Annotated in this window: 23 protein-coding genes and 1 other RNA gene; 11 read left to right on the plus strand and 13 right to left on the minus strand. The window is 62.1% G+C overall.

The window, feature by feature from the left end:
* Positions 1-6: 6 nt before the first annotated feature.
* The 4 genes from H043_RS0101935 to H043_RS0101950 form a co-directional block, all read right to left on the minus strand.
* Positions 7-1125: an ABC transporter permease gene (locus tag H043_RS0101935; RefSeq protein WP_027610486.1), complete on the minus strand. Its 1119-nt coding sequence runs from the start codon at positions 1123-1125 to the stop codon at positions 7-9.
* Positions 1125-3851 carry a ribosome-associated ATPase/putative transporter RbbA gene (gene rbbA, locus H043_RS0101940; RefSeq protein WP_027610487.1) on the minus strand — a complete coding sequence of 909 codons (2727 nt, stop codon included), beginning with the start codon at positions 3849-3851 and terminating at the stop codon, positions 1125-1127. Before rbbA ends, H043_RS0101935 begins: the two co-directional genes overlap by 1 nt.
* Positions 3848-4813 (minus strand): HlyD family secretion protein, encoded by a 966-nt coding sequence (locus tag H043_RS0101945; protein WP_027610488.1) that lies wholly within the window; start codon positions 4811-4813, stop codon positions 3848-3850. Before H043_RS0101945 ends, rbbA begins: the two co-directional genes overlap by 4 nt.
* A 121-nt stretch (positions 4814-4934) precedes the next feature.
* Positions 4935-5384 (minus strand): EVE domain-containing protein, encoded by a 450-nt coding sequence (locus tag H043_RS0101950; protein ID WP_027610489.1) that lies wholly within the window; start codon positions 5382-5384, stop codon positions 4935-4937.
* Between the two features lie 197 nt (positions 5385-5581).
* Here H043_RS0101950 and H043_RS30405 point away from each other — a divergent pair, with 197 nt between their 5' ends.
* Positions 5582-5737, plus strand: coding sequence for a hypothetical protein (locus H043_RS30405; protein WP_003229308.1), 156 nt, complete (start codon positions 5582-5584; stop codon positions 5735-5737).
* Between the two features lie 35 nt (positions 5738-5772).
* On the opposite strand, the gene H043_RS0101960 is transcribed toward H043_RS30405, so the two are convergent.
* The 4 genes from H043_RS0101960 to H043_RS0101970 form a co-directional block, all read right to left on the minus strand.
* Entirely contained in the window at positions 5773-6378 is a 606-nt protein-coding gene (locus tag H043_RS0101960) for a 5-formyltetrahydrofolate cyclo-ligase (RefSeq protein WP_027610490.1), read from the minus strand.
* An 80-nt stretch (positions 6379-6458) separates the two neighbouring features.
* A non-coding RNA gene (ssrS, locus tag H043_RS29530) (6S RNA) lies at positions 6459-6637 on the minus strand.
* Between the two features lie 30 nt (positions 6638-6667).
* Complete coding sequence (locus H043_RS0101965; RefSeq protein WP_007967943.1) at positions 6668-6985, minus strand: cell division protein ZapA; 318 nt, start codon at positions 6983-6985, stop codon at positions 6668-6670.
* Positions 6982-7191, minus strand: coding sequence for a TIGR02449 family protein (locus tag H043_RS0101970; protein WP_025112001.1), 210 nt, complete (start codon positions 7189-7191; stop codon positions 6982-6984). Before H043_RS0101970 ends, H043_RS0101965 begins: the two co-directional genes overlap by 4 nt.
* A 130-nt stretch (positions 7192-7321) precedes the next feature.
* Here H043_RS0101970 and H043_RS0101975 point away from each other — a divergent pair, with 130 nt between their 5' ends.
* The 8 genes from H043_RS0101975 to gcvH all read left to right on the plus strand — a co-directional run bounded on the left by H043_RS0101975 (position 7322) and on the right by gcvH (position 16467).
* Positions 7322-7882: a YecA family protein gene (locus H043_RS0101975; RefSeq protein WP_027610491.1), complete on the plus strand. Its 561-nt coding sequence runs from the start codon at positions 7322-7324 to the stop codon at positions 7880-7882.
* 27 nt (positions 7883-7909) lie between these two features.
* Positions 7910-9244 carry a Xaa-Pro aminopeptidase gene (gene pepP / locus H043_RS0101980; protein ID WP_027610492.1) on the plus strand — a complete coding sequence of 445 codons (1335 nt, stop codon included), beginning with the start codon at positions 7910-7912 and terminating at the stop codon, positions 9242-9244.
* On the plus strand, positions 9241-10428 hold the full coding sequence (gene ubiH, locus H043_RS0101985; RefSeq protein WP_027610493.1) for a 2-octaprenyl-6-methoxyphenyl hydroxylase: 1188 nt from the start codon (positions 9241-9243) through the stop codon (positions 10426-10428). The genes pepP and ubiH overlap by 4 nt, the downstream gene beginning before the upstream one ends.
* A 109-nt stretch (positions 10429-10537) precedes the next feature.
* Positions 10538-11755: a 2-octaprenyl-3-methyl-6-methoxy-1,4-benzoquinol hydroxylase gene (locus H043_RS0101990; protein ID WP_177325599.1), complete on the plus strand. Its 1218-nt coding sequence runs from the start codon at positions 10538-10540 to the stop codon at positions 11753-11755.
* 220 nt (positions 11756-11975) lie between these two features.
* Positions 11976-12980 carry an extracellular solute-binding protein gene (locus H043_RS0101995; protein ID WP_027610495.1) on the plus strand — a complete coding sequence of 335 codons (1005 nt, stop codon included), beginning with the start codon at positions 11976-11978 and terminating at the stop codon, positions 12978-12980.
* Between the two features lie 198 nt (positions 12981-13178).
* Complete coding sequence (locus H043_RS0102000; protein ID WP_027610496.1) at positions 13179-14795, plus strand: iron ABC transporter permease; 1617 nt, start codon at positions 13179-13181, stop codon at positions 14793-14795.
* 156 nt (positions 14796-14951) lie between these two features.
* Positions 14952-16034 (plus strand): glycine cleavage system aminomethyltransferase GcvT, encoded by a 1083-nt coding sequence (gene gcvT / locus H043_RS0102005; protein WP_027610497.1) that lies wholly within the window; start codon positions 14952-14954, stop codon positions 16032-16034.
* Between the two features lie 49 nt (positions 16035-16083).
* Positions 16084-16467, plus strand: a complete 384-nt coding sequence (gene gcvH, locus H043_RS0102010) for a glycine cleavage system protein GcvH (RefSeq protein ID WP_027610498.1) — start codon at positions 16084-16086, stop codon at positions 16465-16467.
* 56 nt (positions 16468-16523) lie between these two features.
* Here gcvH and H043_RS0102015 read toward each other — a convergent pair whose 3' ends face one another.
* On the minus strand, positions 16524-17666 hold the full coding sequence (locus H043_RS0102015; RefSeq protein WP_027610499.1) for a DegT/DnrJ/EryC1/StrS aminotransferase family protein: 1143 nt from the start codon (positions 17664-17666) through the stop codon (positions 16524-16526).
* A 156-nt stretch (positions 17667-17822) separates the two neighbouring features.
* On the opposite strand from H043_RS0102015, the gene gcvP reads away from it, so the two are divergent.
* Positions 17823-20696, plus strand: a complete 2874-nt coding sequence (gene gcvP, locus H043_RS0102020; protein WP_027610500.1) for an aminomethyl-transferring glycine dehydrogenase — start codon at positions 17823-17825, stop codon at positions 20694-20696.
* Positions 20697-20888: 192 nt separating this feature from the next.
* Here gcvP and H043_RS0102025 read toward each other — a convergent pair whose 3' ends face one another.
* The 3 genes from H043_RS0102025 to H043_RS0102035 all read right to left on the minus strand — a co-directional run bounded on the left by H043_RS0102025 (position 20889) and on the right by H043_RS0102035 (position 23488).
* Positions 20889-21209: a DUF2388 domain-containing protein gene (locus H043_RS0102025; RefSeq protein ID WP_169843014.1), complete on the minus strand. Its 321-nt coding sequence runs from the start codon at positions 21207-21209 to the stop codon at positions 20889-20891.
* A gap of 65 nt (positions 21210-21274) precedes the next feature.
* Positions 21275-23059, minus strand: coding sequence for a GspE/PulE family protein (locus H043_RS0102030; protein ID WP_027610501.1), 1785 nt, complete (start codon positions 23057-23059; stop codon positions 21275-21277).
* Positions 23060-23149: 90 nt separating this feature from the next.
* Entirely contained in the window at positions 23150-23488 is a 339-nt protein-coding gene (locus tag H043_RS0102035) for a hypothetical protein (protein ID WP_027610502.1), read from the minus strand.
* A gap of 126 nt (positions 23489-23614) precedes the next feature.
* Between H043_RS0102035 and H043_RS0102040 the strand changes: the two genes are divergently transcribed.
* A complete protein-coding gene (locus H043_RS0102040; protein WP_027610503.1) occupies positions 23615-24079 on the plus strand; it encodes an Lrp/AsnC family transcriptional regulator in 465 nt (154 codons plus the stop codon).
* Between the two features lie 89 nt (positions 24080-24168).
* Here the strand turns inward: H043_RS0102040 and H043_RS0102045 are convergent, their stop codons facing one another.
* Positions 24169-25539, minus strand: a complete 1371-nt coding sequence (locus H043_RS0102045; RefSeq protein WP_027610504.1) for an inorganic triphosphatase — start codon at positions 25537-25539, stop codon at positions 24169-24171.
* Between the last annotated feature and the right edge of the window lie 108 nt (positions 25540-25647).

Below are 25647 nucleotides of genomic sequence, written 5' to 3' on the forward strand. Positions count from 1 at the left end.
CGCTGTTCAGGACGCCAGGCTCTTGCGAAAGCGCGCCAGGGCGATAACGAAGAACAGCAGACCGATGGCCGTCAGCGCCAGCAAGTCCGGCCAGACCACGCTCAGCCCGGCGTCGCGAAACAGAATCGCGGCGCTGAGGCTGACAAAATGCGTGGACGGCGAGCCCTGCATGACCCACTGCAGCCACTGCGGCATGCTGTCCAATGGCGTGCTGCCGCCCGACAGCAGCAACATCGGGATGATCACCGGAATCGCCAGCAGACCGAACTGCGGCGTCGAGCGCGCCAGCGTCGCCAGAAAGATGCCCAGCGCGGTACTGGCAAACAGATAAACCGCAGTCACCAGCAAAAACAGGCTCATCGAGCCGGCCAACGGCACATTCAACAGGCCTTTGACCACCACCTCCAGCGACAGCCAGGTGCACAACACCACCACCAGCAAGTTGCTCCAGATTTTCGCCAGCATGATTTCCAGCGCCGTCAGCGGCAGCACCAGCAAATGGTCGAGCGTGCCGTGTTCGCGTTCGCGCAGCAGCGCAGTACCGGTGAGGATGATCGCCAGAATAGTGATGTTGTTGACGATCTGAATCACCGCCAGAAACCAGCCGCCCTCCAGATTGGTGTTGAACAGCGCGCGGGTGGTCAGTTGCACGGGTGCCTTGGCCGCTGCACCGCCCTGACCGGCATAGTCGAGCAATTCGCGCTGGAAGATCCGGCCGATGTAGCCGGCGCCCATGAACGCCTGGCTCATGGCGGTGGCATCGACGTTGACCTGAATCGCCGGTTGCCGCGCGGCGAGCAAGTCGGTTTGAAAGCCCGCCGGAATATTGATCACGAAGGTGTACTCACCGCTGTCCATGACCTGATCCAGTTGCGCATAAGGCAGCAGCACCGGCGTCTGGAATTCCGGCGGCTGCAGGGCCTGGGCCAATTGGCGTGAGAGGGCGCTGTGGTCTTCGTCGACGATGGCCACGCTGGCGTTGTGCACGCCGATCACCGAACCGGCGGCGGGCATGTAAATCGCCACGGTGAAGGCGTAGAACAGGAACAGCAGCAACACGCTGTCATGGCGCAGGCTGGTCAGTTCCTTGAGTCCCAGGCGCAGGATGTGCGCGAACTTGTGCATCAGGCCTCCTGTTTTTTCAGCATGATCAGGCTCAGCCCGGTGAACCCGACAAAGAACCCGAACAGCGCCAGGCACTGTGGCCACAGCTGCCACAGGTCCAGCGCCTTGGTGAACGTACCCACCGCGATGTCGAGGAAGTGCCCCGCCGGAAACAGCATGCCCATAATCGCTGCCGCGCCCTCCAGTGAAGAGCGCGGCACGATCAGCCCGGAGAACTGGATGGTCGGCAGGCTGGTGATGATCATGGTGCCGAGGATCGCGGCAATTTGCGTGCGGGTGAACGCCGAGATCAGCAGGCCCATGCTGGTGGTCGCCAGCACGTACAGCAGGCCGCCGAATGCCAGCGTCAGCAGGCTGCCCTTGAACGGCACGCCGAACAGCCAGCGATTCATCGCCACCAGCAGCGCCAGGTTGACCAGACTGACCAGCAGGTACGGCGCCTGTTTGCCCAGCAGAAATTCGAGGCGGGTCAGGGGCGTGGCGTAGAAATTGGTGATCGACCCCAACTCCTTTTCGCGGACGATGCCCAGCGCCGTGAGCATCGCCGGAATGAAGGCGAGGATCAGCGCCATGACCCCGGGGCCAATAGCGTTGACGCTGACCACGTCCTGGTTGTAGCGAAAGCGGGTTTCCAGGCTGGCCGCCGCCGGGTGGGCCAGCGCCGGGCTACTTTGTTCGGCCAACTGTTGCAGATTGCCCAGGTGCACGGCTTCAACATAGTTGCGGCTGGTTTCGGCGCGAAACGGCATGCCGCCATCCAGCCACGCCGCCACAGCGGGTTGGCGCCCGGCGTACAGATCGCGGCCGAATCCGGGGGGAATCTCAAGCGCCAGTTTGATTTCCGAGCGTTGCAGGCGCCGGTGCAGTTCCTGCGGGTCATGAATGGCCGGCTGTTCGTCGAAGGACCGGGAGCCGCGAAACGCCTCCAGATAAGCTCGGCTCTGCGGCGTCTGATCCTGGTCGTACACGGCAAACGCGAGGTTTTCCACGTCCAGCGAGATGCCGTAACCGAAGATCACCATCATGAAAATCGCCCCGGCCAAGGCGAACGCCATGCGCACCTTGTCGCGCAACAGCTCCTTGCCTTCGCGACTGGCCACGGCCAACAGGCGACCGAGGCTGAAACCGTGACGGGGCAGCGGTGTTGTCGCTGCGCTCGGCGGCGCCATTTGCGGTTCGGCCACAGGCGCTGATGGCTGAGCGCCCTGAGCCTGTTCCAGGCAAGTGACGAAGGCCGCTTCCAGCGTCTCTCCCGCAAACTGGCGTTGCAGCGCCGCCGGGGTGTCGCAGGCGAGGACCTTGCCCGCGTGCATCAGCGAGATGCGGTCGCAGCGCTGCGCTTCGTTCATGAAGTGCGTGGAGAGGAAGATCGTCACGCCCTGTTCGCGGGACAACTCGATCAACAGTCGCCAGAAATTATCACGGGCTGCCGGATCGACGCCGGAAGTCGGCTCGTCGAGAATCAGCACCTCCGGGCGGTGCAGCACCGCCACCGCCAGTGACAGACGCTGGCGCAGCCCCAATGGCAATGCCCCGGATGGCTGGTCGGCGACCGCGAGCAGATTGAAGCGCTGAATCAACGCCTCGATGCGTTGTGCGCTCTCGGTTTTGGGCAGGTCGAACAGCCGCGCGTGCAGTTCGAGGTTCTGCCGCACACTGAGTTCGCCATACAACGAAAAACTCTGCGACATGAAGCCAACCCGCTTGCGCGTGGCCAGATCCTTGGCGTTCACCGGGTTGCCGAGCAGCGTCGCACTGCCTTCGCTGGCCGGCATCAGCCCGGTCAGGACTTTCATGGTGGTGGTCTTGCCGCAGCCGTTGGAGCCAAGAAAGCCGAAAATCTCGCCACGCCCAATGGCAAAACTGACGTGATCCACAGCGGTGAAATCGCCGAAGCGCAGCGTCAGGTCGTGGGCTTCGATGGCGATGTCGCTGCTGTTGCCGGTGCGCGGTGGAATCACCAGCGGCTGAGCGTCATGCTGGCGGTCACCCTGAAAATGGGTGAAGGCGTCATCGAGTTTGCCGCTGGGGGTGACGTTCGCCAGCTCGCGGCTCAGGCCGGTGGCGATCAACTTGCCGGCATCGAGCATCAGGCAATGCTCGAACTGCTCGGCTTCTTCCATATAGGCCGTGGCGACCAGCAGCGTCAGTTGCGGGCGCTGGCGTCGCACATCGTCGACCAACTCCCAGAAGCGCCGGCGCGAGAGCGGGTCGACGCCGGTGGTCGGCTCATCGAGGATCAGCAGATCCGGTTCATGGATCAGCGCGCAGCACAGCCCGAGTTTCTGCTTCATCCCACCGGACAACTTGCCGGCAGGGCGCTCGGCGAACTTCAGCAGATCCGTGGCGAGCAGCAGGCTGTGCATGCGCTGCTCGCTTTCAGCCTTGGACAGGCCGAACAGCGTCGAGAAGAACTGGATGTTCTCGCGGATCGACAGCTCCGGGTACAAGTTGCCGCCCAGTCCCTGCGGCATGAAGGCGATGCGCGCATAGAGTGTGTCGCGATGCCGGCGATCCTCGATCGCGCCACCGAGCACGTCCAGTTGCCCTTGCTGCAAGGTCTTCACGCCGGCAATCAACCCCAGCAGGCTGGATTTGCCCGCGCCATCGGGGCCGATCAGCCCGCAGCGCGTACCGGCGGGCAGGCTGAAGGCGATGTCGCTAAGCGCTTGCTGTTTGCCGTAGCGGTGCGCGATACCGTTCGCTTGAACCGCAAGGCCGCTCATTGCAGATTGGCCGGCCATTCGACGGGCGCGATCCGCACGTAGCCGGCCCCGGGCATGCCGGGTTTGGCCTGCGGCACGGCGCTGGGCTGAACCAGGCGCAGCTTGACGCGGAACACCAGTTTTTGCCGCTCGTCGCGGGTCTCGACCTCTTTGGGAGTGAACTGCGATTTGGCTGCGACGAAGCTGATTTTTGCCGGCAGCGGGCTATCGGGCAAGGCATCAAGCAGCACGCGAGCGTCATCGCCCACCGCCAGGCGCCCAGCCACCGCGGCTGACAGATAGAGGTTCATGTACTGGTCGTTGGGATCGATCAGCAACAGCACGCGACCACCGGCCCCCAGCACTTCGCCGGGTTCGGCCATGCGCAGCTGAATCACGCCATCAATCGGCGCGCGCAGACTGCTGTCGTCAATTTCACTGGTCAACTGCGCGACTTGAGCCTGTGCCGCGCCAATCGCCGCACTGACAGCAGACACTTGGGCCCGGGCGGCGACAACGGCAGCGTTGCCAGTGCCGATGCGTGACTGCAGCTGATCGATGATCTGCGCGCTGACATAACCGTGCTTGAACAGTGATTGCGAACGCCCGAGCTCTTGCTGGGCCAGCAGCAGTTCACTCTGGCGCAATTGCACGTTGGCCTGAGCGGCGTTGAGATTCTCCCGGGCGCGCAACACTTCGGCTTCGGCCTGATTACGCTGGGCTTCAAGGGTGCGGGTGTCCATGCGTGCCAGCAATTGCCCTTTGCTGACCTTGTCGCCTTCGTCGACCAGTACTTCGGCGAGGCGCCCAGGAGTCTTGCTGGCGATCTGCACTTCAGTGGCTTCCAGTCGCCCGTTGCCCATCGACAGTCCTTCGACTAGGCGGCTGCTGATGGACATCCAGTAACCGAGTCCGCCAGCGATGGCGAGTAATACCAAGAGCGAACCGGCGTATAGAAGTGAAGAACGGCTGTGCGTCGACATGGGGGCATCCTGCGGCTGTGGCTTGCAGTCTGACTGTTCAAGCGTTCCATTCGCTTGATGTCAGTCAAATGAGCGCCAAGCCTAGCCCCTTTTGCCGGTAAAAACCGTGACTGGCGAGTTCTCAGCGCAAACCGAGTACGGCGGCCCACTGTTCGGCCGTCACCGGCATGACCGACAGGCGACTGCCTTTCTGCACCAGCGGCATTTCGGCCAGCGCAGTCTGCTGTTTCAGGTAATCGAGCTTCAGCACCCGGGCAAACGTCTCGACGTGTGCCACATCAATCGCACTCCAGGCGTTTTTCTCGGGTGTGGCCTTCGGGTCGAAGTAATGGCTCTCGGGTTCCAGTGCGGTGGGATCCGGGTACGCCGCCTCGATTATTTTGCCGATTCCGGCGATACCCGGCTCCGGGCAACTGGAGTGGTAGAAAAAGAACTCATCGCCCACCGCCATCGCCCGCAGGAAGTTGCGCGCCTGATAGTTGCGAACCCCGTCCCAGCGCGCTGTGCCGAGTTTCTCCAGGCCTTTGATCGAGAGTTCGTCAGGCTCGGACTTCATCAGCCAATAGGCCATGTCTTTTGCTCCTCAAGCGGTGATTGGGCAGGTTGTCGGGCAATTTTATGACAAACCGACGGTCGGTTGACGTCAGCGTTTGCGCCCGGGTTCACGTTGTCGCAAAATGCCGGCCTTTAAAGCTTGACGCTGCTGCACGGCCTACGAACGGAAACCGCTGCTGTCATCGTGATGATGTGCCTTGAGGGGGGCAATCGATGAAACGCAAACCGGATTTGCTATGGACTTTGGTTATTTTGTTCGGCCTTGGCGTCGTAACCACCGGTTATGCGCAAAGTCTGTGGACGAGCAAGACCGATGCTCCGGTTGAAGTCGCGCAACAGGTTCAACAGTCGACCGCTTTCAAACGCTGAAACTGCCTTCCCGACGCCGCTGATCTGCGCGGCGTCTATCCTGCGAAATACCACGCCTTATCGGTGACCGTGCCCTGCAACGGTACATCCCAGCTGGCCTGTGCCAGGCGTTCGACCTTCTGACATTCATGGGCCAGGCCCAGCAACGTCGGCTTGCGCCAGTTCTTGCGCCGGGCCAGGTACGCCAGACTGCGGTCGTAGAATCCGCCGCCCATCCCCAGGCGTCCGCCAACATCGTCAAACCCCACCAGTGGCAACAGCACGAGATCCAGGGTCCAGATCTTGCGCTGACGAGCCAGATTGGCCCGAGGCTCAAGAATACGGAAGCGATTGGGCTTGAGCTTGTCGCCGGGGCGAATTCGCTGGAACACCATTTTGGTTCGCGGCCAGGCGCTGAGCACCGGCAGGTAGGTGGCCTTGCCGCGACGCTGGGCTTCGCGCAGCAGCAGGCGCGGGTCGATTTCACCGTCGGTGGGCAGGTACAGGGAAATGTGTCGGGCCCGGCGGAAGTGCGGGTCTTGCGCCAGTTGGCGGAACAGGCCTTTGGCGGCCTGCCGTTGTTCAGCGGGAGTCAGTGAACGGCGCGCCTTGCGCAGCAGGCGGCGGAGTTGCGGGCGGGGCAGCAGCGCAGGTTCGGTCATGGTTCGGCTTCGGCAGGTGAGGGCGAAAACGCACGCATAAAAAATCCGATGTCGGCAAAAACCGGCATCGGATTCGAATCAGGCTCCCCGGATGAACCGCTGTCAACTTAGCCCTTGAACCCGAAAGTTCAAGGTGGAGGATGCAGTAGACTTTAAGGCTTTCCGTCTGGCGGACATGCACACCAGCCCAACGTGCAACCTCCAGGGTAGTGCAAATCGGCTCAGGGACATCGTCAACTGGCAAGCACCCCAGGGAGTGCCGCGAGTATACCTCAAGCGGCCTGGCGAATCAGCCCTTGCTGATGTCCGGATCGTCGGCCAGCACCAGATCGACACGATCAAGCAAGTCGCGCACCTGTTCACGGGTCGAGCCGCTGGCCTGGATGTCCGGGCGCTCTTCTTTGTGCAAGAGGTCGTGGGTGATGTTCAGCGCGGCCATCACCGCAATACGGTCGGCGCCGATGACTTTGCCGCTGCTGCGGATCTCGCGCATCTTGCCGTCCAGGTAGCGGGCGGCGCTGACCAGATTGCTGCGTTCTTCCTGGGGGCAGATGATCGAATATTCTTTGTCGAGGATCTGCACGGTAACGCTATTGCTTGAACTCATGAGTCTTGCTCCAGGGCCTTGAGGCGCGAAATCATCGATTCGACCTTACGCCGGGCGATTTCGTTTTTTTCAATGAGGTGAGCGCGTTCCTCGCGCCAGGTCTTTTCCTGAGCTAGTAAGAGTGCGTTTTGACTCTTTAGTTGCTCGACTCGACTAATCAGCAGTTCGAGTCTGGCCATCAGCGCTTGCAGGTCGGTGTCTTCCATTGTGTCCACTGGGTCGGAGTCTGTCTGATGGGATAGCTGGCGGACAGCCTTTAATAGTCTTGGCGAGTCTGTCGATGTAGGATACAAGGCCTTCATTCTAGACATAGCGCCGTCTGGCGCCTAGCTGCCCATGACCATTGCGAATTCCCCGTACCAAGCCTTTGCCACCCTGCTGACGTCCAGCGGCCACAACGTCTCGCCTGCCGAACTGCACGGCCTGTTGCTCGGCCGCAGCTGCGCCGGTGCCGGCTTCAACGCCGACGAGTGGCTGATCGATGCCGCCGAACTTCTGGAAAACGAGCCACAGGACAACGTCCGCAACGCCCTGATCGGCCTGCAAGAGATGGTGAAGGGTGAGTTGACCGGTGACGACGTCACCGTCGTTCTGCTGCTGCCGACCGATGACGCGCCCCTGGCCGACCGCGCCGCCGCACTGGGCCAATGGTGCCAGGGCTTCCTCAGCGGTTTCGGCCTGAACTGCCGCGACAGCAGCATGCTCAGCACCGAAGCCACCGAAGTGCTGCAGGATCTGGCGGCGATCTCCCAGGTGCAAGACGCCCTGGAAGAATCCGAAGACGGCGAAAGCGACTACATGGAAGTCATGGAATACCTGCGCGTCGCGCCGCTGCTGCTGTTCTCGGAAACCAGGAAAGCCGACGTGCCGCCAGCCGCCAAGCCGTCGCTGCATTAATCGCGTGCCAGGGAAAGCCATCTGCCCATGATCCATATCCCCAAAGCGGAATACAGCCGTCGCCGCAAGGCCCTGATGGCGCAGATGGAACCCAACAGCATCGCGATCCTGCCCGCTGCCGCAGTGGCGATCCGCAACCGCGACGTCGAGCATGTCTACCGTCAGGACAGCGACTTTCAGTACCTCAGCGGTTTCCCCGAGCCACAGGCGGTCATCGTCCTGATGCCCGGCCGCGAGCACGGCGAGTACGTGCTGTTCTGCCGTGAACGCAATGCCGAACGCGAGTTATGGGACGGCCTGCGCGCAGGGCAGGAAGGCGCAATCCGTGATTACGGCGCTGACGACGCGTTCCCGATTACCGACATCGACGACATCCTGCCGGGCCTGATCGAAGGCCGCGACCGGGTGTATTCGGCGATGGGCAGCAACCCGGAGTTCGACCGCCATCTGATGGACTGGATCAACGTGATCCGCTCCAAGGCGCACCTCGGCGCCCAGCCACCGAACGAATTCGTTGCCCTGGATCATCTGCTGCACGACATGCGCCTGTATAAATCGGCGGCAGAAGTGAAGGTGATGCGCGAAGCCGCACGGATTTCCGCTCAGGCGCATATCCGCGCGATGCAGGCCAGCCGGCCGGGACTGTATGAATACAGCCTCGAAGCCGAACTGGATTACGAATTCCGCAAGGGCGGGGCGAAGATGCCGGCCTACGGTTCGATCGTCGCTGCCGGGCGCAACAGCTGCATCCTGCATTACCAGCAGAATGACGCGCTGCTCAAGGACGGCGATCTGGTGTTGATCGACGCCGGTTGCGAGATCGACTGCTACGCCAGCGACATCACTCGCACCTGGCCGGTCAACGGCAAGTTTTCCGCCGAACAGAAGGCGATCTACGAACTGGTGCTGGCCTCGCAGGAAGCCGCGCTCGCTGAAATTGCCCCGAACAAAAACTGGAACCAGGCGCACGAAGCGACGGTACGGGTGATTACAGCAGGCCTGGTCAAGCTCGGAATCCTGCAAGGCGAGGTCGATGAGTTGATCGCGACCGAAGCCTATAAAGCGTTTTACATGCACCGTGCCGGCCATTGGCTGGGCATGGATGTACATGACGTTGGCGAGTACAAAGTCGGCGGCGAATGGCGGGTGCTGGAGGTCGGCATGGCGCTGACCGTGGAGCCGGGCATCTACATCGCCCCGGACAACCAGCACGTAGCGAAGAAATGGCGCGGCATTGGCGTGCGCATCGAGGATGACGTGGTAGTGACCAAGACCGGTTGTGAAATATTGACCAGCGGCGTACCGAAAACCGTTGCCGAAATCGAAGCGCTGATGGCGCAAGCACGGACACACGCGGCATGAGTCGAGTCAATCTGGCAATCATCGGTGGCGGCCTGGTCGGCGCCAGTCTGGCGTTGGCCTTGCAGGCCGGGGCCAAGGCCCGCGGCTGGAAAATCGTCCTGATCGAACCGTTCGCCCCCGGCGACAGCTGGCAGCCGAGCTACGACGCACGTTCGTCGGCGCTGTCCTTCGGTTCCCGGCAGATCTATCAACGGCTGGGCGTGTGGCAGGAGATTTCCCGCCGCGCCGAGCCGATCAAACAGATTCACGTGTCCGACCGTGGTCGCTTCTCCACCGCCCGTCTGTCGGCGATGGAAGAAGGCGTGCCGGCCTTGGGCTACGTGGTGGAAAACGCCTGGCTCGGCCAGTGCCTGTGGCAGCATCTGGATAAAGACGTGATCAGTTGGCGCTGCCCGGCGGAAGTCACGCGCATGGAGCCGCTGCCCGACGGCTATCGCCTGACCCTCAATGATGAAACCGCCGTCGAGTGCGATCTGGCGGTGCTGGCCGACGGCGGCCGTTCCGGTTTGCGCGAACAACTGGGCATCAACGTGCGCAAGCGTCCGTACAACCAGAGCGCGCTGATCGCCAACATCACCCCGAGCGAAGCGCACAACGGCATGGCCTTCGAGCGCTTCACCGACGAAGGCCCGATGGCCTTGCTGCCGCTGCCGGACAACCGTTGCGCACTGGTCTGGACCCGCCTGGGCATGGATGCGCAACGCCTGGCAGACCTCAGCGAGCGCGATTTCCTTAGCGAACTGCAAGGCGTGTTCGGCTACCGCCTCGGCACCTTGAAACAGGTCGGCGCGCGGCATTTGTATCCGTTGTCGCTGGTCGAGGCCGAAGAGCAGGTGCGCTCGCATCTGGCCGTACTCGGCAATGCCGCGCACAGCCTGCACCCGATTGCCGGACAAGGTTTCAACCTGTCCCTGCGCGACGCCGATGCCTTGGCCGCCGCACTGCTCGCCAGCGAAAAACCGCTGGGCGACTTCGCCACGTTGCAGGCCTATCGCGAGCGCCAGCGTCTGGATCAGGAGCTCACCGTGGGCTTCTCCGATCAGGTCACCCGGCTGTTCGGCAGCACTCAGCCGCTGGTCTCGCTGGGCCGCAACATCGGCCTGCTCGGTCTCGATCTGTTGCCACCGGCCAAGCGCTGGTTTGCTCGTCAGGCCATGGGGCTGGGGACGCGGCCGGATGCTTGAGCGACGCGTCGGCACTTTCACTTTCAGCAGCGCGCCGCTAACTGGCGCGCTCGCTAAAACCTTTTACGAGCGGCGCATGCCGCCAGCGAGACAGGCTTAAAGCATGGAAATGCGCGCAGATCTGCTGATTGTCGGAGCCGGAATGGTCGGCAGCGCCCTCGCGTTGGCGTTACAGGACAGCGGCCTGGAAGTGTTGCTGCTCGACGGCAGCCCGCTGAGCGTCAAACCGTTCGACGCCGCCGCGCCGTTCGAGCCGCGAGTGAGCGCCTTGTCGGCGGCCAGCCAGCGGATACTCGAACGCCTTGGCGTCTGGGACGGCATCGCCAAGCGCCGCAGCAGCCCCTACACCGACATGCATGTGTGGGACGGCAGCGGCACCGGGCAGATTCACTTCTCGGCGAGCAGTGTGCATGCCCAAGTGCTCGGTCATATCGTCGAAAACCGTGTGGTGCAGGATGCATTGCTCGATCGCTTGCACGATTGCGATCTGGGCATGCTGGCCAACGCACGGCTGGAACAGATGCGCCGCTCCGGTGACGACTGGCTGCTGACCCTGGCCGATGGTCGGCAGTTGCGTGCGCCGCTGGTGATTGCGGCGGACGGTGCGAATTCGGCGGTGCGCCGTCTGACCGGCGTCGCCACCCGCGAGTGGGATTACTTGCACCACGCCATCGTCACCAGCGTGCGCAGCAGCAAGCCGCACCGGATGACCGCGTGGCAGCGTTTCACCGATCACGGGCCGCTGGCGTTTCTGCCGCTGGAACGTGACGGGCAGCAGGACTGGTGCTCGATCGTCTGGTCGACCACGCCAAGTGAAGCCGAACGCCTGATGGCGCTGGATGAAGCGGCATTCTGTCGTGAGCTGGAGCGAGCCTTCGAAGGTTGCCTGGGCGAAGTCGTCAGTGCTGATCCACGGCTGTGCGTGCCGTTGCGTCAACGCCACGCCAAACGCTATGTGGCCGAAGGCCTGGCACTGATCGGCGATGCGGCGCACACCATTCACCCGTTGGCCGGGCAGGGTGTGAACCTGGGTTTCCTCGATGCGGCGGTGCTGGCTGAAGTGTTGTTGCAGGCGGCGGAACGCGGCGAACGGCTGGCGGACGTGAAAGTGCTGAGTCGTTACGAGCGTCGGCGCATGCCGCACAACCTGGCATTGATGGCGGCGATGGAGGGCTTCGAGCGCTTGTTCCAGGCTGACCCGTTGCCGCTGCGCTGGTTGCGCAATGCCGGGTTGAAGCTGGTGGAGCAGATGCCGGAGGCCAAGGCGTTGTTTGTGCGTGAGGCGCTGGGGTTGACCGGGGATCTGCCGGTACTGGCCAAACCCTGAGATCTGTTTGAGGCTGATGGCCCCTTCGCGAGCAAGCCCGCTCCCACATTGGAATGCATTTCAAGGGTGGGAGCGGGCTTGCTCGCGAAGGGGCCAGAACCGACACCATGAATTTCAGCTTGTGCAACATCTGGTAACTCCTTGCCCAAGTGTTCGATTGAGCTGGTAAATGTGAGTCCTTATCATTTGGCCCACATTTTCCGACCGAGAGATCACTCCCATGTTGGCACCCAAGCGTCTCCTGACCGCACTGGCCCTGACCCTGATCGGCAGCACTGCCGCCCAGGCCGCCGACGAGGTGGTGGTCTACTCCTCGCGTATCGATGAGTTGATCAAACCGGTGTTCGACGCCTACACCGCGAAAACCGGGGTGAAGATTGAGTTCATCACGGACAAGGAAGCGCCGCTGATGCAGCGGATCAAGGCCGAAGGTGCAAACGCCACCGCCGACCTGCTGCTGACCGTCGATGCCGGCAACCTCTGGCAGGCCGAGCAGATGGGCATCCTCCAGCCATTCACCTCGAAAACCATCGATACCAATATTCCCGCGCAATACCGTTCGTCCACCCATGCCTGGACTGGCCTGAGCCTGCGCGCGCGGACCATCGCCTATTCCACCGAACGGGTGAAACCAGGCGAGCTGACCACCTACGAAGCGCTGGCCGACAAGAATTGGGAAGGGCGTCTGTGCCTGCGCACGGCGAAGAAGGTCTACAACCAGTCGCTGACCGCGACCATGATCGAAGTGCACGGCGCCGAAAAGACCGAGAAGATCCTCAAGGGCTGGGTAAACAACCTGTCCACCGATGTGTTCTCCGACGACGTTGCGGTGCTGGAGGCGATCAACGCCGGGCAGTGCGACGTCGGCATCGTCAACACCTACTACTACGGTCGCCTGCACAAGCAGAAGCCCGACCTGCCGGTGAAACTGTTCTGGCCGAATCAGGCCGACCGCGGCGTGCACGTGAACCTGTCGGGCATCGGCCTGACCAAGCATGCGCCGCACCCGGAAGCAGCCAAGGCGCTGGTCGAGTGGATGACTACGCCAGAGGCGCAAAAGATTTTCGCCGACGTCAACCAGGAATTCCCGGCCAACCCGGCAGTGAAACCTTCGGAAGAAGTGGCGGCGTGGGGCAAGTTCGTCGCTGACACCTTGCCGGTGGAAGTGGCGGGCAAGCGTCAGGCCGAGGCGATCCGGATGATGGATCGGGCGGGCTGGAACTAAAACCTGGTTATCCCCTGTGGCGAGGGGATTTATCCCCGATCGGATGCGCAGCATTCGTAAAGGCGATGCCCGCGGTGTATCACTACGCCTTGATTAACGACATGGGGGTGCTTCGCACCCCATCGGGGATAAATCCCCTCGCCACAATTGGGGCTGGCATTACTCTTGCGCCAACCCACGATTTATTAGAGAACCCCCTTGGCCCACCCCGCCCAACGCCGCTGGTACCCCATCGTCCTCGCCATTGCCGCGCTGGTGCTGTTGCCCCTGAGTGTCCTGCTGCTGTCGTGGCAGACCATCGATCAGCAGATCTGGTCGCACCTGTGGGAAACCCAGATGCCGCGCCTGCTCGGCAACACCCTGACGCTGGTGCTGGGCGTCGGCGTCGGCGTGACGCTGCTCGGTGTCAGCCTGGCGTGGCTCACCAGCCTCTGCGAATTCCCCGGGCGGCGCTGGCTCGACTGGGCGCTGATGCTGCCGTTTGCCATCCCGGCCTACGTGCTGGCGTTCGTCTTCGTCGGTCTGCTGGACTTCGCCGGCCCGGTGCAAACCCTGTTGCGTGAATGGTTCGGCAGCGGCTTGCGCCTACCACGCGTGCGCTCTACCGGCGGGGTGATTGTGGTACTGGTGCTGGTGTTTTACCCCTACGTCTACCTGCTGGCGCGCACCGCGTTTCTCGCGCAGGGCAAAGGCTTGATGGAGGCGGCGCGGGTACTCGGGCAATCGCCATGGCAGGCGTTCTGGCGGGTGGCGTTGCCGATGGCGCGTCCGGCGATTGGCGCCGGTGTGGCGCTGGCGCTGATGGAGACATTGGCGGATTTCGGTGCTGTTTCGGTGTTCAATTTCGACACCTTCACCACCGCCATCTACAAGACCTGGTACGGTTTCTTCAGCCTGCCGAGCGCCGCGCAACTGGCGAGCCTGTTGTTGCTGGTTGTGATGCTGGTGCTGTATGGCGAGCGGCGCGCCCGTGGCGCCAACCGGGCGAGCAACGAGCGCCCCAGGGTCAAGGCGTTGTATCAGCTGCGCGGGCTAAAGGCGTTCGCGGCGACCGGCTGGTGCACGTTGGTGTTTGCCTGCGCGTTCGTGATTCCGTTGCTGCAACTGCTCGTATGGTTCTGGCAGCGCGGGCGCTTCGATCTCGATGAGCGTTATGCCGGGCTGATCCTGCACACCCTGTATCTGGGCGGCATGGCGGCGTTGATCACCGTCAGCGTCGCGCTGCTGCTGGCGTTTGCCCGACGTCTGGCGCCGACCCGGGTAATCCGTTCCGGGGTCAGTCTGGCCAATCTTGGTTATGCGCTGCCGGGTTCGGTGCTGGCGGTGTCGATCATGCTGGCGTTCAGTTATCTCGACCGCGAACTGGTGATTCCGCTGTCGGGCTGGCTCGGCGGCGCCGGCAAACCATTGCTGCTGGGCAGTCTGGCGGCGTTGCTGATGGCCTATCTGGTGCGCTTTATCGCGGTGGCCTACGGGCCCCTGGAAAACAGTCTGGCGCGTATACGGCCTTCATTGCCCGAAGCGGCACGTAGTCTGGGTGTCAGTGGGCCGCGACTGTTTTTCAAAGTGTATCTGCCGCTGTTGCTGCCCGGCACACTGAGCGCGGCGTTGCTGGTGTTCGTCGATGTGCTCAAGGAAATGCCCGCGACCCTGCTGATGCGCCCGTTTGGCTGGGACACGCTGGCGGTGCGGATCTTCGAAATGACCAGTGAAGGGGAATGGGCGCGGGCATCGCTGCCGGCGCTGACCCTGGTGTTGGTCGGCCTGTTACCGGTCATCGGCCTGATCCGCCGCTCGGCGCACCGAAACACTTAGTCGTCAGTCCTGAATCATGCGGCTACAATGCGCGGCATTCGGTGCGGTTCGTCTGACAGACCCGTTCGCTGAAATCGGCTGAAAGCCTTCTATTTCGAGGCTTTCACCCCGTACAGCGGCTGTCCGCACCTTCGCCACGCCCGGAAGGAGAAACCCATGGGACAGCGTACGCCTCTGTATGACCTGCATCTCGCCCTCGGCGCGAAGATGGTCGATTTTGGCGGTTGGGACATGCCACTGCATTACGGCTCGCAGGTCGAGGAACACCACGAGGTGCGCCGCGATTGCGGGGTGTTCGATGTTTCCCATATGACCGTTATCGACATTGACGGCCCCCAGGCCAAGGCCTGGCTGCAGCATTTGCTGGCCAATGACGTCGAACGCCTGCATCGCCCCGGCCGCGCGCTCTACAGCACGATGCTCAACGAACGTGGCGGCATCGTCGACGACATGATCGTCTATCGCCTCGAAGACCGTTATCGCCTGGTGTTCAACGCCTCCACTCGCGACCAGGATCTGGCGTGGATGCAGGCGCAGGTCGCCGGTTACGACGTGCATCTGCACGAGCGTCAGGATCTGGCGATGCTCGCCATTCAAGGCCCGCAGGCCCGGCAGAAGATTGCCGAACTGGTGACCCAGTCACGCGCCGCACTGATCCAGCACCTCAAACCATTCGAAGCCGAAGTCGATGGCGACTGGTTCATCGCCCGCACCGGTTATACCGGTGAAGACGGCCTGGAAATCGCTTTGCCGGCCGAGCAGGCGCCGGGATTTTTCAACGATCTGGTCGGTGCCGGCATTTCGCCAATCGGCCTCGGCGCCCGCGACACGTTGCGGGTCGAAGCCGGGATGAACCTCTATGGCCAGGACATTCATCAGGATGTCTCGCCGCTGGCGTCCAATATGGCCTGGAGCATCGCTTGGGAACCGGCTTCGCGGCAGTTCATCGGTCGCTCGGCCCTGGAAGCGGAAAAAGCCGCCGGCGTTGCGCACAAACTGGTGGGTCTGGTGCTTGAGGAGCGCGGTGTTTTGCGCGCCCATCAAGTGGTTCGTATCGCCGATGTTGGCGAAGGAGAGATCACCAGTGGTAGTTTCTCTCCTACGCTAAGCAAATCGATTGCCCTGGCGCGTGTACCGATGGCTACCGCCGACCGCGCCGAAGTGGAAATCCGTGGCAAGTGGTATCCGGTACGAGTGGTCAAACCGACCTTCGTGCGCCATGGTAAAACCTTGATCTGACCTTTTCCGGCGGGCCTGACCGCTGACAATTTTCTTGAGGACACCGAGCATGAGCAATATCCCCGCTGAACTGCGTTTTGCCGAAAGTCATGAATGGGCACGCCTGGAAGCCGACGGCACCGTTACCGTGGGCATCAGCGATCACGCGCAGGAAGCGCTGGGCGATGTGGTGTTCGTTGAACTGGCCGAAGTCGGCAAGGTGTTTGCTGCCGGTGAGGCTGCCGGTGTTGTCGAGTCGGTGAAGGCCGCGTCCGACATCTACTCCCCGATCGGCGGTGAAGTGATCGCGGTCAACGAAACGCTGGCTGACTCGCCGGAAGAGCTGAACAACGATCCGTACGCCGCATGGATCTTCAAGCTCAAGCCAAGCGACAAGGCCGAGCTGGACAAGCTGCTGGACGCTGCTGCCTACAAGGCTGCCATCGGCGAATAAGCAGACTGTAATACTGCAAAAGCCCCGATCTCTCGGGGCTTTTTTGTAGGCGTCGATCAGGCGTCGCGCAATACCGCTTTCACTGCCGCCACCGAACGCTCGACGTCGTCCTTGATCATGGTGCTGAACATCGGCAATGACACGATCAAGCGTCCAACGCGCTCGGCAACTGGCAACATGCCTTCCTTGAAACCGCGCTCGCGGTACAGACTCAGCAAGTGAATCGGTGGGTAGTGATAGCCAATGCCGATGCCTTTGGCCTGCATCTGTTCCATGAACGTGGCGCGGGCCGGCAAGCCGTCCTTGCGCTCCGGCAGGACCAGTTGGAACAGGTGCCAGTTGCTCTGGGTAAAGTCCGCCGGTGGCAGTTGGGCGCCATAAGTCGCTTCAAAGTCATCGCCAAAACATTTGAAGTAGTGCCGGGCCAGTTCCTGACGATGGGCGGTCAGCGCCTCGATATGGGCGAATTGACCCAGACCGATGGTGGCGGCGATGTCGGTCATGTTGAACTTGCCACCGAGCACATCGACATCCAGACCGTCGAAGCCATTGCGGGTCACGCCTTGCAAGCGGTACTTCTCCGCCAACCGTGCTTCTTCCGGGGTGTTCAACACCAGGCAGCCGCCCTCGGAGCAGGTGACGTTCTTGTTCGCCTGAAAGCTGAACGACACGAAATCGCCGGTGGCGCCGATGCGCTGGCCGTTCCAGCTCGAACCCAGGGCCTGAGCGGCGTCTTCGACGATACGCAGATTGTGTTTGCGCGCGATGGCATATAGCCGATCCATGTCCACCGGCAGGCCGGCGAGGTACACCGGAATCACCGCTTTGGTGCGCGGGGTGATGGCCGCTTCCAACTGGTCCAGATCGATGTTGCGGGTCACCGGATCGATGTCGGCAAACACTGGTGTGGCGCCGACTTCGAGGATCACGTTGGCGGTGGCGACCCAGGAAATCGGCGTGGTGATCACTTCGTCACCCGGCCCGATGCCGGCGATGCGCAAGGCGATTTCCATGGTGCAGGTGCCGGAGTTGAAGGTGCGCACCGGGCGTCCGCCGAAGTATTCCGACAACTGTGCTTCAAAGGCCTGGACCTTCGGCCCGCTGGTGATCCAGCCGGAACGCAGCACATCGCCGACGGCGGCAATCGTGGCTTCATCAATGACAGGTTTGGAAAACGGCAGGAACGGCAGTTGGTTCATGAGGATTGGATCATCCGAAGGTTGGACGCCTGATGCAGGCGCTACAGCATGCCCCGGAACCCCCTCTGCCGCCAAGCCGTGCGCGTCGGGATCGGCTGCTATGCTGGTTTGACCGTGTTGCATTGACGCCGAGCGCCAGCCAAGAGAGAGCCCGTCATGTCCCAGTTGCCATCCTTGAGCCAGTTACGCGACCCCGAAGCATTCCTGCGTCGCCATTTGGGCCCCGACGCCGGCGAACAACAGGCGATGCTCGACAGCCTCGGTCTGGGCAGCCGGGTCGAACTGATCGAGCAGACGGTGCCGCCGGGCATTCGCCTGAATCGGGCGCTGGACTTGCCGCCGGCCCTTGATGAGCAGGCGGCGCTGGCCAAGCTGCGCAGCTACGCCGAGCAGAATCAGGTCTGGACCAGCCTGATCGGCATGGGTTACCACGGCACGCTGACGCCGACGGTCATCCTGCGCAATGTGCTGGAAAATCCTGGCTGGTACACCGCCTATACACCGTATCAACCGGAGATCGCCCAAGGCCGTCTCGAAGCGCTGCTGAATTTCCAGCAACTGACCATCGACCTCACCGGGCTTGAACTGGCCAACGCCTCGTTGCTCGACGAAGCCACCGCCGCTGCAGAAGCCATGGCGCTGGCCAAGCGTGTGGCGAAGTCGAAGAGCAATCTGTTTTTCGTCGATGAGAACTGTCATCCGCAAACCATCTCCGTGGTGCAGACCCGCGCCGAAGGTTTCGGCTTCGAGCTGATCATCGACGCTGTGGATAACCTCAACCAGCATCAGGTGTTCGGCGCGTTGCTGCAGTATCCCGACACCCACGGCGAGATTCGTGATCTGCGTCCGGTCATCGATCAACTGCACGCGCAGCAAGCGCTGGCCTGTGTCGCCACCGATCTGCTGAGCCTGTTGCTGTTGACACCGCCGGGTGAACTGGGCGCGGACGTGGTGTTCGGTTCGTCCCAGCGCTTTGGCGTACCGATGGGCTACGGTGGCCCGCACGCAGCGTTTTTTGCCAGCCGTGAGGAGTACAAACGGGCGATTCCGGGACGGATCATCGGCGTGTCGAAAGACGCTCGTGGCAACGTCGCGTTGCGCATGGCCCTGCAAACCCGTGAGCAACATATTCGCCGCGAGAAGGCCAACTCGAACATCTGCACCGCGCAGGTGCTGCTGGCCAACATCGCCAGTTGCTACGCGGTGTATCACGGGCCGCAAGGCTTGAAACGCATCGCCCAGCGCGTGCACCGCTTGACCTGCATCCTGGCGGCGGGCCTTGAGCGCCATGGCATCCAAAGGATCAACGCACAGTTTTTCGACACCCTCACGCTGGAGGTGGGTGGTGCGCAGACCGCGATCATTGACAGTGCCAGGGCCGCGCAGATCAACCTGCGGATTCTCGGCCGTGGCCGAGTCGGCTTGAGCCTCGACGAGACGTGCGATGAAAACACGGTGGCCAAACTGTTCGACGTGCTGCTCGGTGCCGATCATGGTTTGAACGTCGACGACATTGACGCAGAAGCACTGGTTTCCGGCATTCCCGACCACCTGCAGCGCAACACGCCGTACCTGCGCCACCCGGTGTTCAACGCGCATCACAGCGAAACCGAGATGCTGCGCTACCTCAAGCAACTGGAGAACAAGGATCTGGCGCTCAACCAGTCGATGATCCCGCTGGGCTCCTGCACCATGAAACTCAACGCTACCAGCGAGATGATCCCGATCACCTGGCCGCAGTTCGCCAACCTGCACCCGTTCGCGCCACGGGAACAGGCGGTCGGTTACACCTTGATGATCGAAGAGCTGGAGCGCTGGTTGTGCGCGATCACCGGGTTCGATGCGATTTGCATGCAGCCCAACTCCGGCGCTCAGGGCGAGTACGCCGGGTTGCTGGCGATTCGCAAATATCACGAGAGCCGGCAGCAGGGCGCGCGGGACATTTGCCTGATTCCATCCTCGGCCCATGGCACCAACCCGGCCTCGGCGCAGATGGCCGGGATGCGCGTGGTGATCGTCGAGTGCGACGAGGCCGGCAACGTCGATCTGGACGACCTGAAAACCAAGGCTGCCGCGGCGGGGGACAAGTTGTCGTGTCTGATGGCGACCTATCCATCGACTCACGGCGTGTACGAGGAGGGCATCAGCGAAATCTGCGAAGTTATCCACAAACACGGCGGGCAGGTGTACATGGATGGCGCCAATCTCAATGCACAGGTCGGGCTGGCGCGCCCGGCGGACATCGGCGCCGACGTGTCGCACATGAACCTGCACAAGACTTTCTGCATTCCCCACGGCGGTGGCGGGCCGGGCATGGGGCCGATCGGTATTCGTGCGCATCTGGCGCCGTTCGTTGCCAATCACCCGGTGGTGCCGATTGACGGCCCGCTGCCACAGAACGGCGCGGTCAGCGCGGCGCCGTGGGGCAGTGCGAGCATTTTGCCGATCAGCTGGATGTACATCGCGATGATGGGGCCGCAACTGGCGGATGCCAGCGAAGTGGCGATCCTCGCGGCGAACTATCTGGCGCAGCATTTATCCGGCGCATTCCCGGTGCTCTACACCGGGCGCAACGGGCGGGTGGCCCATGAATGCATTCTTGATCTGCGGCCGTTGAAGGCGCAGACCGGGATCAGTGAAGAGGACGTCGCCAAGCGCCTGATGGACTATGGTTTCCATGCGCCGACCATGTCATTCCCGGTGCCAGGGACGTTGATGGTCGAGCCAACCGAGAGCGAGTCCAAGGCCGAACTCGACCGGTTTATCGGCGCGATGCTGAGCATCCGCGCGGAAATCACCGAAGTGCAGAACGGCAACTGGCCGGCGGAAGACAACCCGCTCAAGCGTGCTCCACATACCTTGGCGGATGTCACCGGAGTCTGGGAGCGGCCTTACAGCATCGAACAGGGCATCACCCCGGATGCGCACACCAAGGCGCACAAGTATTGGCCGGCGGTGAATCGGGTGGATAACGTTTATGGGGATCGCAATCTGTTTTGTGCCTGCGTCCCGGTAGACGATTACCGCTGATTTCCAGGTTGTACAACCGTCCAAATGTGGGAGCGAGCCTGCTCGCGAAGGCGTCGTGTCAGAAGACAAACATGTATCTGACCCACTTTATTCGCGAGCAGGCTCGCTCCCACAGGGGGGGGGCGTGGTGAATTCGACATTACGGGCAAAAAAATGCCGCTCGATCGAGCGGCATTTTTGTTGGCGCCTGGCTTACTCGGAGGCCACTGCGTTCTTCGCCAGAATCGCATTCGCCAGTTCCATGTCCGTGGCCTGCAGGCCCGGATTGTCGGCGCGGACTTTCTGCATCGCTGCTTCCAGGTACGGCCCACGGATGCCGCCATCGCTGGCAACGAAGCTGCCGGCATCGTCCTGTGCGGCAACGATCAGCTTGTGATCCTTGAAGGTCAGGTAGGTCGAACCGGTGGTGGCGCCGGACGAAATGACGTTACGCCAAAAGCTGTCGGCCATCGCTGAACCAACGGGAAGGGACAGCAAGGCAAGGGTGGCGACAGCAAGTTTGAGACGCATGATTGAGTGACTCCTGGGGGTTAACTACGGCGTTGGATAACGATTCGCCAATCCGGTTCCGTAGTGGCCTATTTCTGCTCGCTCTGCGGTGTCACCCGCAGCACTTCTTCGAGGGTGGTCAGCCCCGCCGCGACCTTCTGCGCACCCGACAGGCGCAGGCTGCGCATGCCTTCCTTGAAGGCTTGCCGGCGGATGGCGGTGAGGTCGGTGTCCGGGGTGATGAGCGCTTTGAGGCTATCGCTCAACTGCATGATTTCGTAGACCCCGGCGCGTCCGCGATAACCGGTGTCGCGACACTCCAGGCAACCGATAGCGCGTTGCGCATTGCCCGGCAGCGGCGCCTGCCAGGGCCGGGTCAGGGTTTGCCAGTCTTCCTCTTCCAGCGTCAGCGGCGCCTTGCAGTGCGGGCACAGGGTGCGCACCAGACGCTGGGCCATGACCCCGAGCACCGTGGCTTTAATCAGATAGTGCGGCACGCCGAGTTCCAATAGCCGACTGATCGCGCTGGGGGCATCATTGGTGTGCAGGGTCGACAGCACCAGATGGCCGGTGAGTGCCGCCTGAATCGCCATTTCTGCGGTTTCCAGGTCACGGATCTCGCCGATCATGATGATGTCCGGATCCTGCCGCATCAGCGCACGCACGCCGGCGGCGAAGCTCAGGTCGATGTTGTGCTGCACCTGCATCTGGTTGAACGCCGGCTCGACCATTTCGATCGGGTCTTCGATGGTGCAGAGGTTGATCTCCGGCGTCGCCAGTTTTTTCAGTGTGGTGTAGAGCGTGGTGGTCTTGCCCGAGCCGGTTGGTCCGGTGACCAGAATGATGCCGTTAGGCTGACGGGTCATGTCCTGCCAGCGGCGCAGGTCGTCGGCGGAAAAGCCCAACTGATCGAAGTCCTTGAGCAGCACTTCCGGGTCGAAGATCCGCATGACCATTTTTTCGCCAAACGCGGTGGGCAGCGTTGAGAGCCGCAGTTCCACTTCGCCGCCGTCCGGGGTCTTGGTCTTGACCCGGCCGTCCTGGGGTTTGCGCTTCTCGGCGACGTTCATCCGCCCGAGGCTTTTCAGGCGGCTGACGATCGCCATGGTCACCTGCGGCGGGAATTGATAGACGTTGTGCAACACGCCATCGATGCGAAAGCGCACGGTACCCTGTTCGCGGCGCGGTTCGATGTGGATATCGCTGGCGCGCTGCTGGAAGGCGTACTGGAACAGCCAGTCGACGATGTTGACGATGTGCGCGTCGTTGGCGTCCGGCTCCTGATCACTGGCGCCGAGGTTGAGCAGTTGTTCGAAGTTGCCGAGGTTGCCGTTTTGCTGATCGGCGTTGTTGGCGCCGCTGACCGATTTGGCGAGGCGGAAGAACTCGACGCTGAAGCGCTGGATGTCCACCGGGTTGGCGACCACCCGTTTGATCGGCAGCTTCAGCACGTGGGTCAAGTCAGCCTCCCAACCGGTGACGTAGGGCTGGGCGCTGGCCACGACCACCGCATCGCGGTCGACCGCCACCGCGAGAATCTTGTGGCGTTGGGCAAAGGCGTAGGACATCAGCGGGGTGATCGCCGCAACGTTGATCTTCAACGGGTCGATGCGCATGTACGGCTGGCCGGCCTGCTGCGCCAGCCACAGGGTCAGGCTTTCCAGGTCCAGATGTTTGCCCGGACGGCTGAGGTCATCCAGTTGCTGGCTGGCGATGAACTCCAGCGGATGTTGCTGGCCGTGGGTCGCATGGCGGCGCCGGGCGTTGAGCGCCTGCTCCGCCGAGTCCTGGCTGATAAAGCCTTGGGCGACCAGCTCACGCAACACATCGTTGAGATCCAGCCAGCGGTCCTGAGTGGCGAGTTGAACGGACATGCGGGCTCCTTTTGAACGACTGTGCGCAAAGGATAGTCGTGGCCCCGCAGACTGTTGGGCCACTACCCGACAAAGCCGTTGCCGGATTTGTCAGCCGGCCGCCTGGGCCGAAGCAGACCACGCCGTGTCGGCGTCTTGCAGGTTCACCGAGCAGACGCTGATCAGGTTACGAAGTTTTTCCGCAATCACCTGCGCGCGATGCCAGCTCAGACCATCAATGACGATATCGATCGACAGCAGATCGTCGAGCCGCTCGACGTGGACCTGTTGCGGCGTGAGGAATTGCAGCGCAAACAGATTCAGCACCCGCACCAACAGATCCGGCTCGGCTTCGGCGAGCAACTGATAACGCGCACAGCAGTGGGCATTGTTGACGTTCCACACATCGGCGCGGGGCGCAGGGGTATTCACGGCTTCGAGGTGAGGCATGTCCGGTCTCCAGAGTCAGTGGAGGAATTTTTACATTCGGTGTCGGGCATTTCTTGTCTAAGATGAGCGGATTCGCGGATTTCTCGACAAGAACAATTCGGTAAATGATCATTTTGAGGATTGGTTATGCACAGCGAGCTGGACAGTTACGACCGGCGCATTCTCGCCTTGCTGCAAGAGGACGCGTCACTGTCCAGCGCGCAGATCGCCGAGCAGGTGGGACTGTCGCAGTCGCCGTGCTGGCGGCGGATTCAGCGGATGAAGGAGGAGGGGATCATTCGCGGGCAGGTGACCTTGCTTGATCGCAAGAAGATCGGCCTGAACACGCAGATCTTCGCCGAGATCAAACTCAACGCCCACGGGCGTTCGAACTTCACCGAATTCACCGAGGCGATTCGCGGTTTTCCGGAAGTGCTGGAGTGTTATGTGCTGATGGGTGCGGTGGATTTTTTGTTGCGGATTGTCGCGGCGGACATCGAGGCGTATGAGCGATTCTTCTTCGAAAAGCTGTCGCTGGTGCCAGGGATTCAGGAGGTGAACTCGATTGTGGCGCTGTCGGAGATCAAGTCCACAACAAGCTTGCCTGTCTGAGGTAAGGCAGATGGCCTCTTCGCGAGCAGGCTCGCTCCCACAGGGGATTGCATTCCAATGTGGGAGCGAGCCTGCTCGCGAAAGCGGTTTTACATGCGCAGCAGCATTTTCCACGCACGATTCTGATAAACCGCAATCGCCTGCTGTTTGCGCGCATCGAGCAGTTCGTCAGTGATGGTCGGTTCGTTGGCCAGTTGCGCCAGTTTGTTCAGCTCGCCGTACAGGCGATCCATTTCCGCGATCTCCAGCACGTTACGCGCGTGGTGCAGCCAGACCTGGATGCGTTCGATGCGCGGCAGTTGCTCGGCCAGATCTTCCGGCTGCTGCTGATAGCGCTGCAGTTGCAGGGACGTGGCTTCTTCGCCGAGCATGCGCGGCAGCCAGCTGTGCAGTTGCGCGGCGCCCTGACGATTGCCGCGGGTGTTGCGCTCGGCGGCCCAGGTGCGGGCCAGCAGCCAGCGCGAAACAGTCAGCGAGAACAGGCCCCAGCGTGGGTCTTCCAGCTCTTCGAGGAATTGTTCCGGCGCCGCCTTGCGTACGTCTTCGTCTTCGATACCGACCTGAACCAGTGGGCGCCAGTCTTCCAGCAGTGCATCCAGCGCCACCCGCAGGTCGTGAGTGGCCGGACGCGGTGCGGCCTGGCCGAGGCTGCTGAGCAGGGCGCGCATTTCCGCGAGGTTCTCGACCCAGTCCTGCAGCAGGCGCCAGTGGCCGTTGAAGCGATATTGTTCGGCCAGACGCTGGCTGCTGCCGAGCAAGTGCCAGGCCAGCGCGGCGAAGGCGTCGTCGAGTTGGGTTTCCGGGGTCAGTTGCGGCGCGGGCAGGCTCAGTGAGTAGCTGTTGGCGTCGTACAGACGGTAGCCGCGCTCGGCCTTGCTGATGTCGCACGGCATCAGGGCCAGGGTTTCGGCCAGTTCGGCGGCCAATTCCAGCAACGCGGCAGGCTCACCTTCGCGCAGTTCCAGTTCCAGCTCGCAGATTTCTTCTTTCTGTTTGCCGACCACCACGTGACCGAGGTCCAGCGCGGCTTCGATCACCACTTTGGCCTTGCCGCGGCCCCAAGCGATTTCCGCGCGCTCGCGGACGAAATCGGTGGTGAAGATCGGCTTCAGGGTCTTCTTGTCGAGCTCGGCCAGCGCCTCGGGCCAGCATTCGCCGTCGAGTTTCTTCACGTCGAGCTTGGCTTTGGGCAGCTTCCAGTCGTACTCGTTACGCTCGGACAGACCGGCCACGCTCTGGCCGCGGGTCTTGAGGGTCTGAATCACTTCGTCACCGTCCTTGCGCAGGCGCAGCGCGACTTTGGCCTGGGCCAGATCGCGCTCAGGGGTATCGAAGTACTGGTTCATCAACTCACGGCGTTCCCAGCCATTTTTGTTGCGTTTTTTCAGTAGCGGGTGCTCGCGCAGGGCAGCGAGGGTTTCGCGGCTGACGCGGAGTTTGATTTCGGTTTCTTTCTGCATGGCCGGAAAATCCAGGATCGGGAGCGCAGCCGGGGGAATGTGTGGCTGCCAAGGCCGTGCAGTGTACAGGACTCAAACTTCCTACGCCCTGCGGCGGTTTATTCCGAG

This window comes from Pseudomonas sp. URIL14HWK12:I6, assembly GCF_000514195.1.
GTDB lineage: Bacteria > Pseudomonadota > Gammaproteobacteria > Pseudomonadales > Pseudomonadaceae > Aquipseudomonas > Aquipseudomonas putida_A.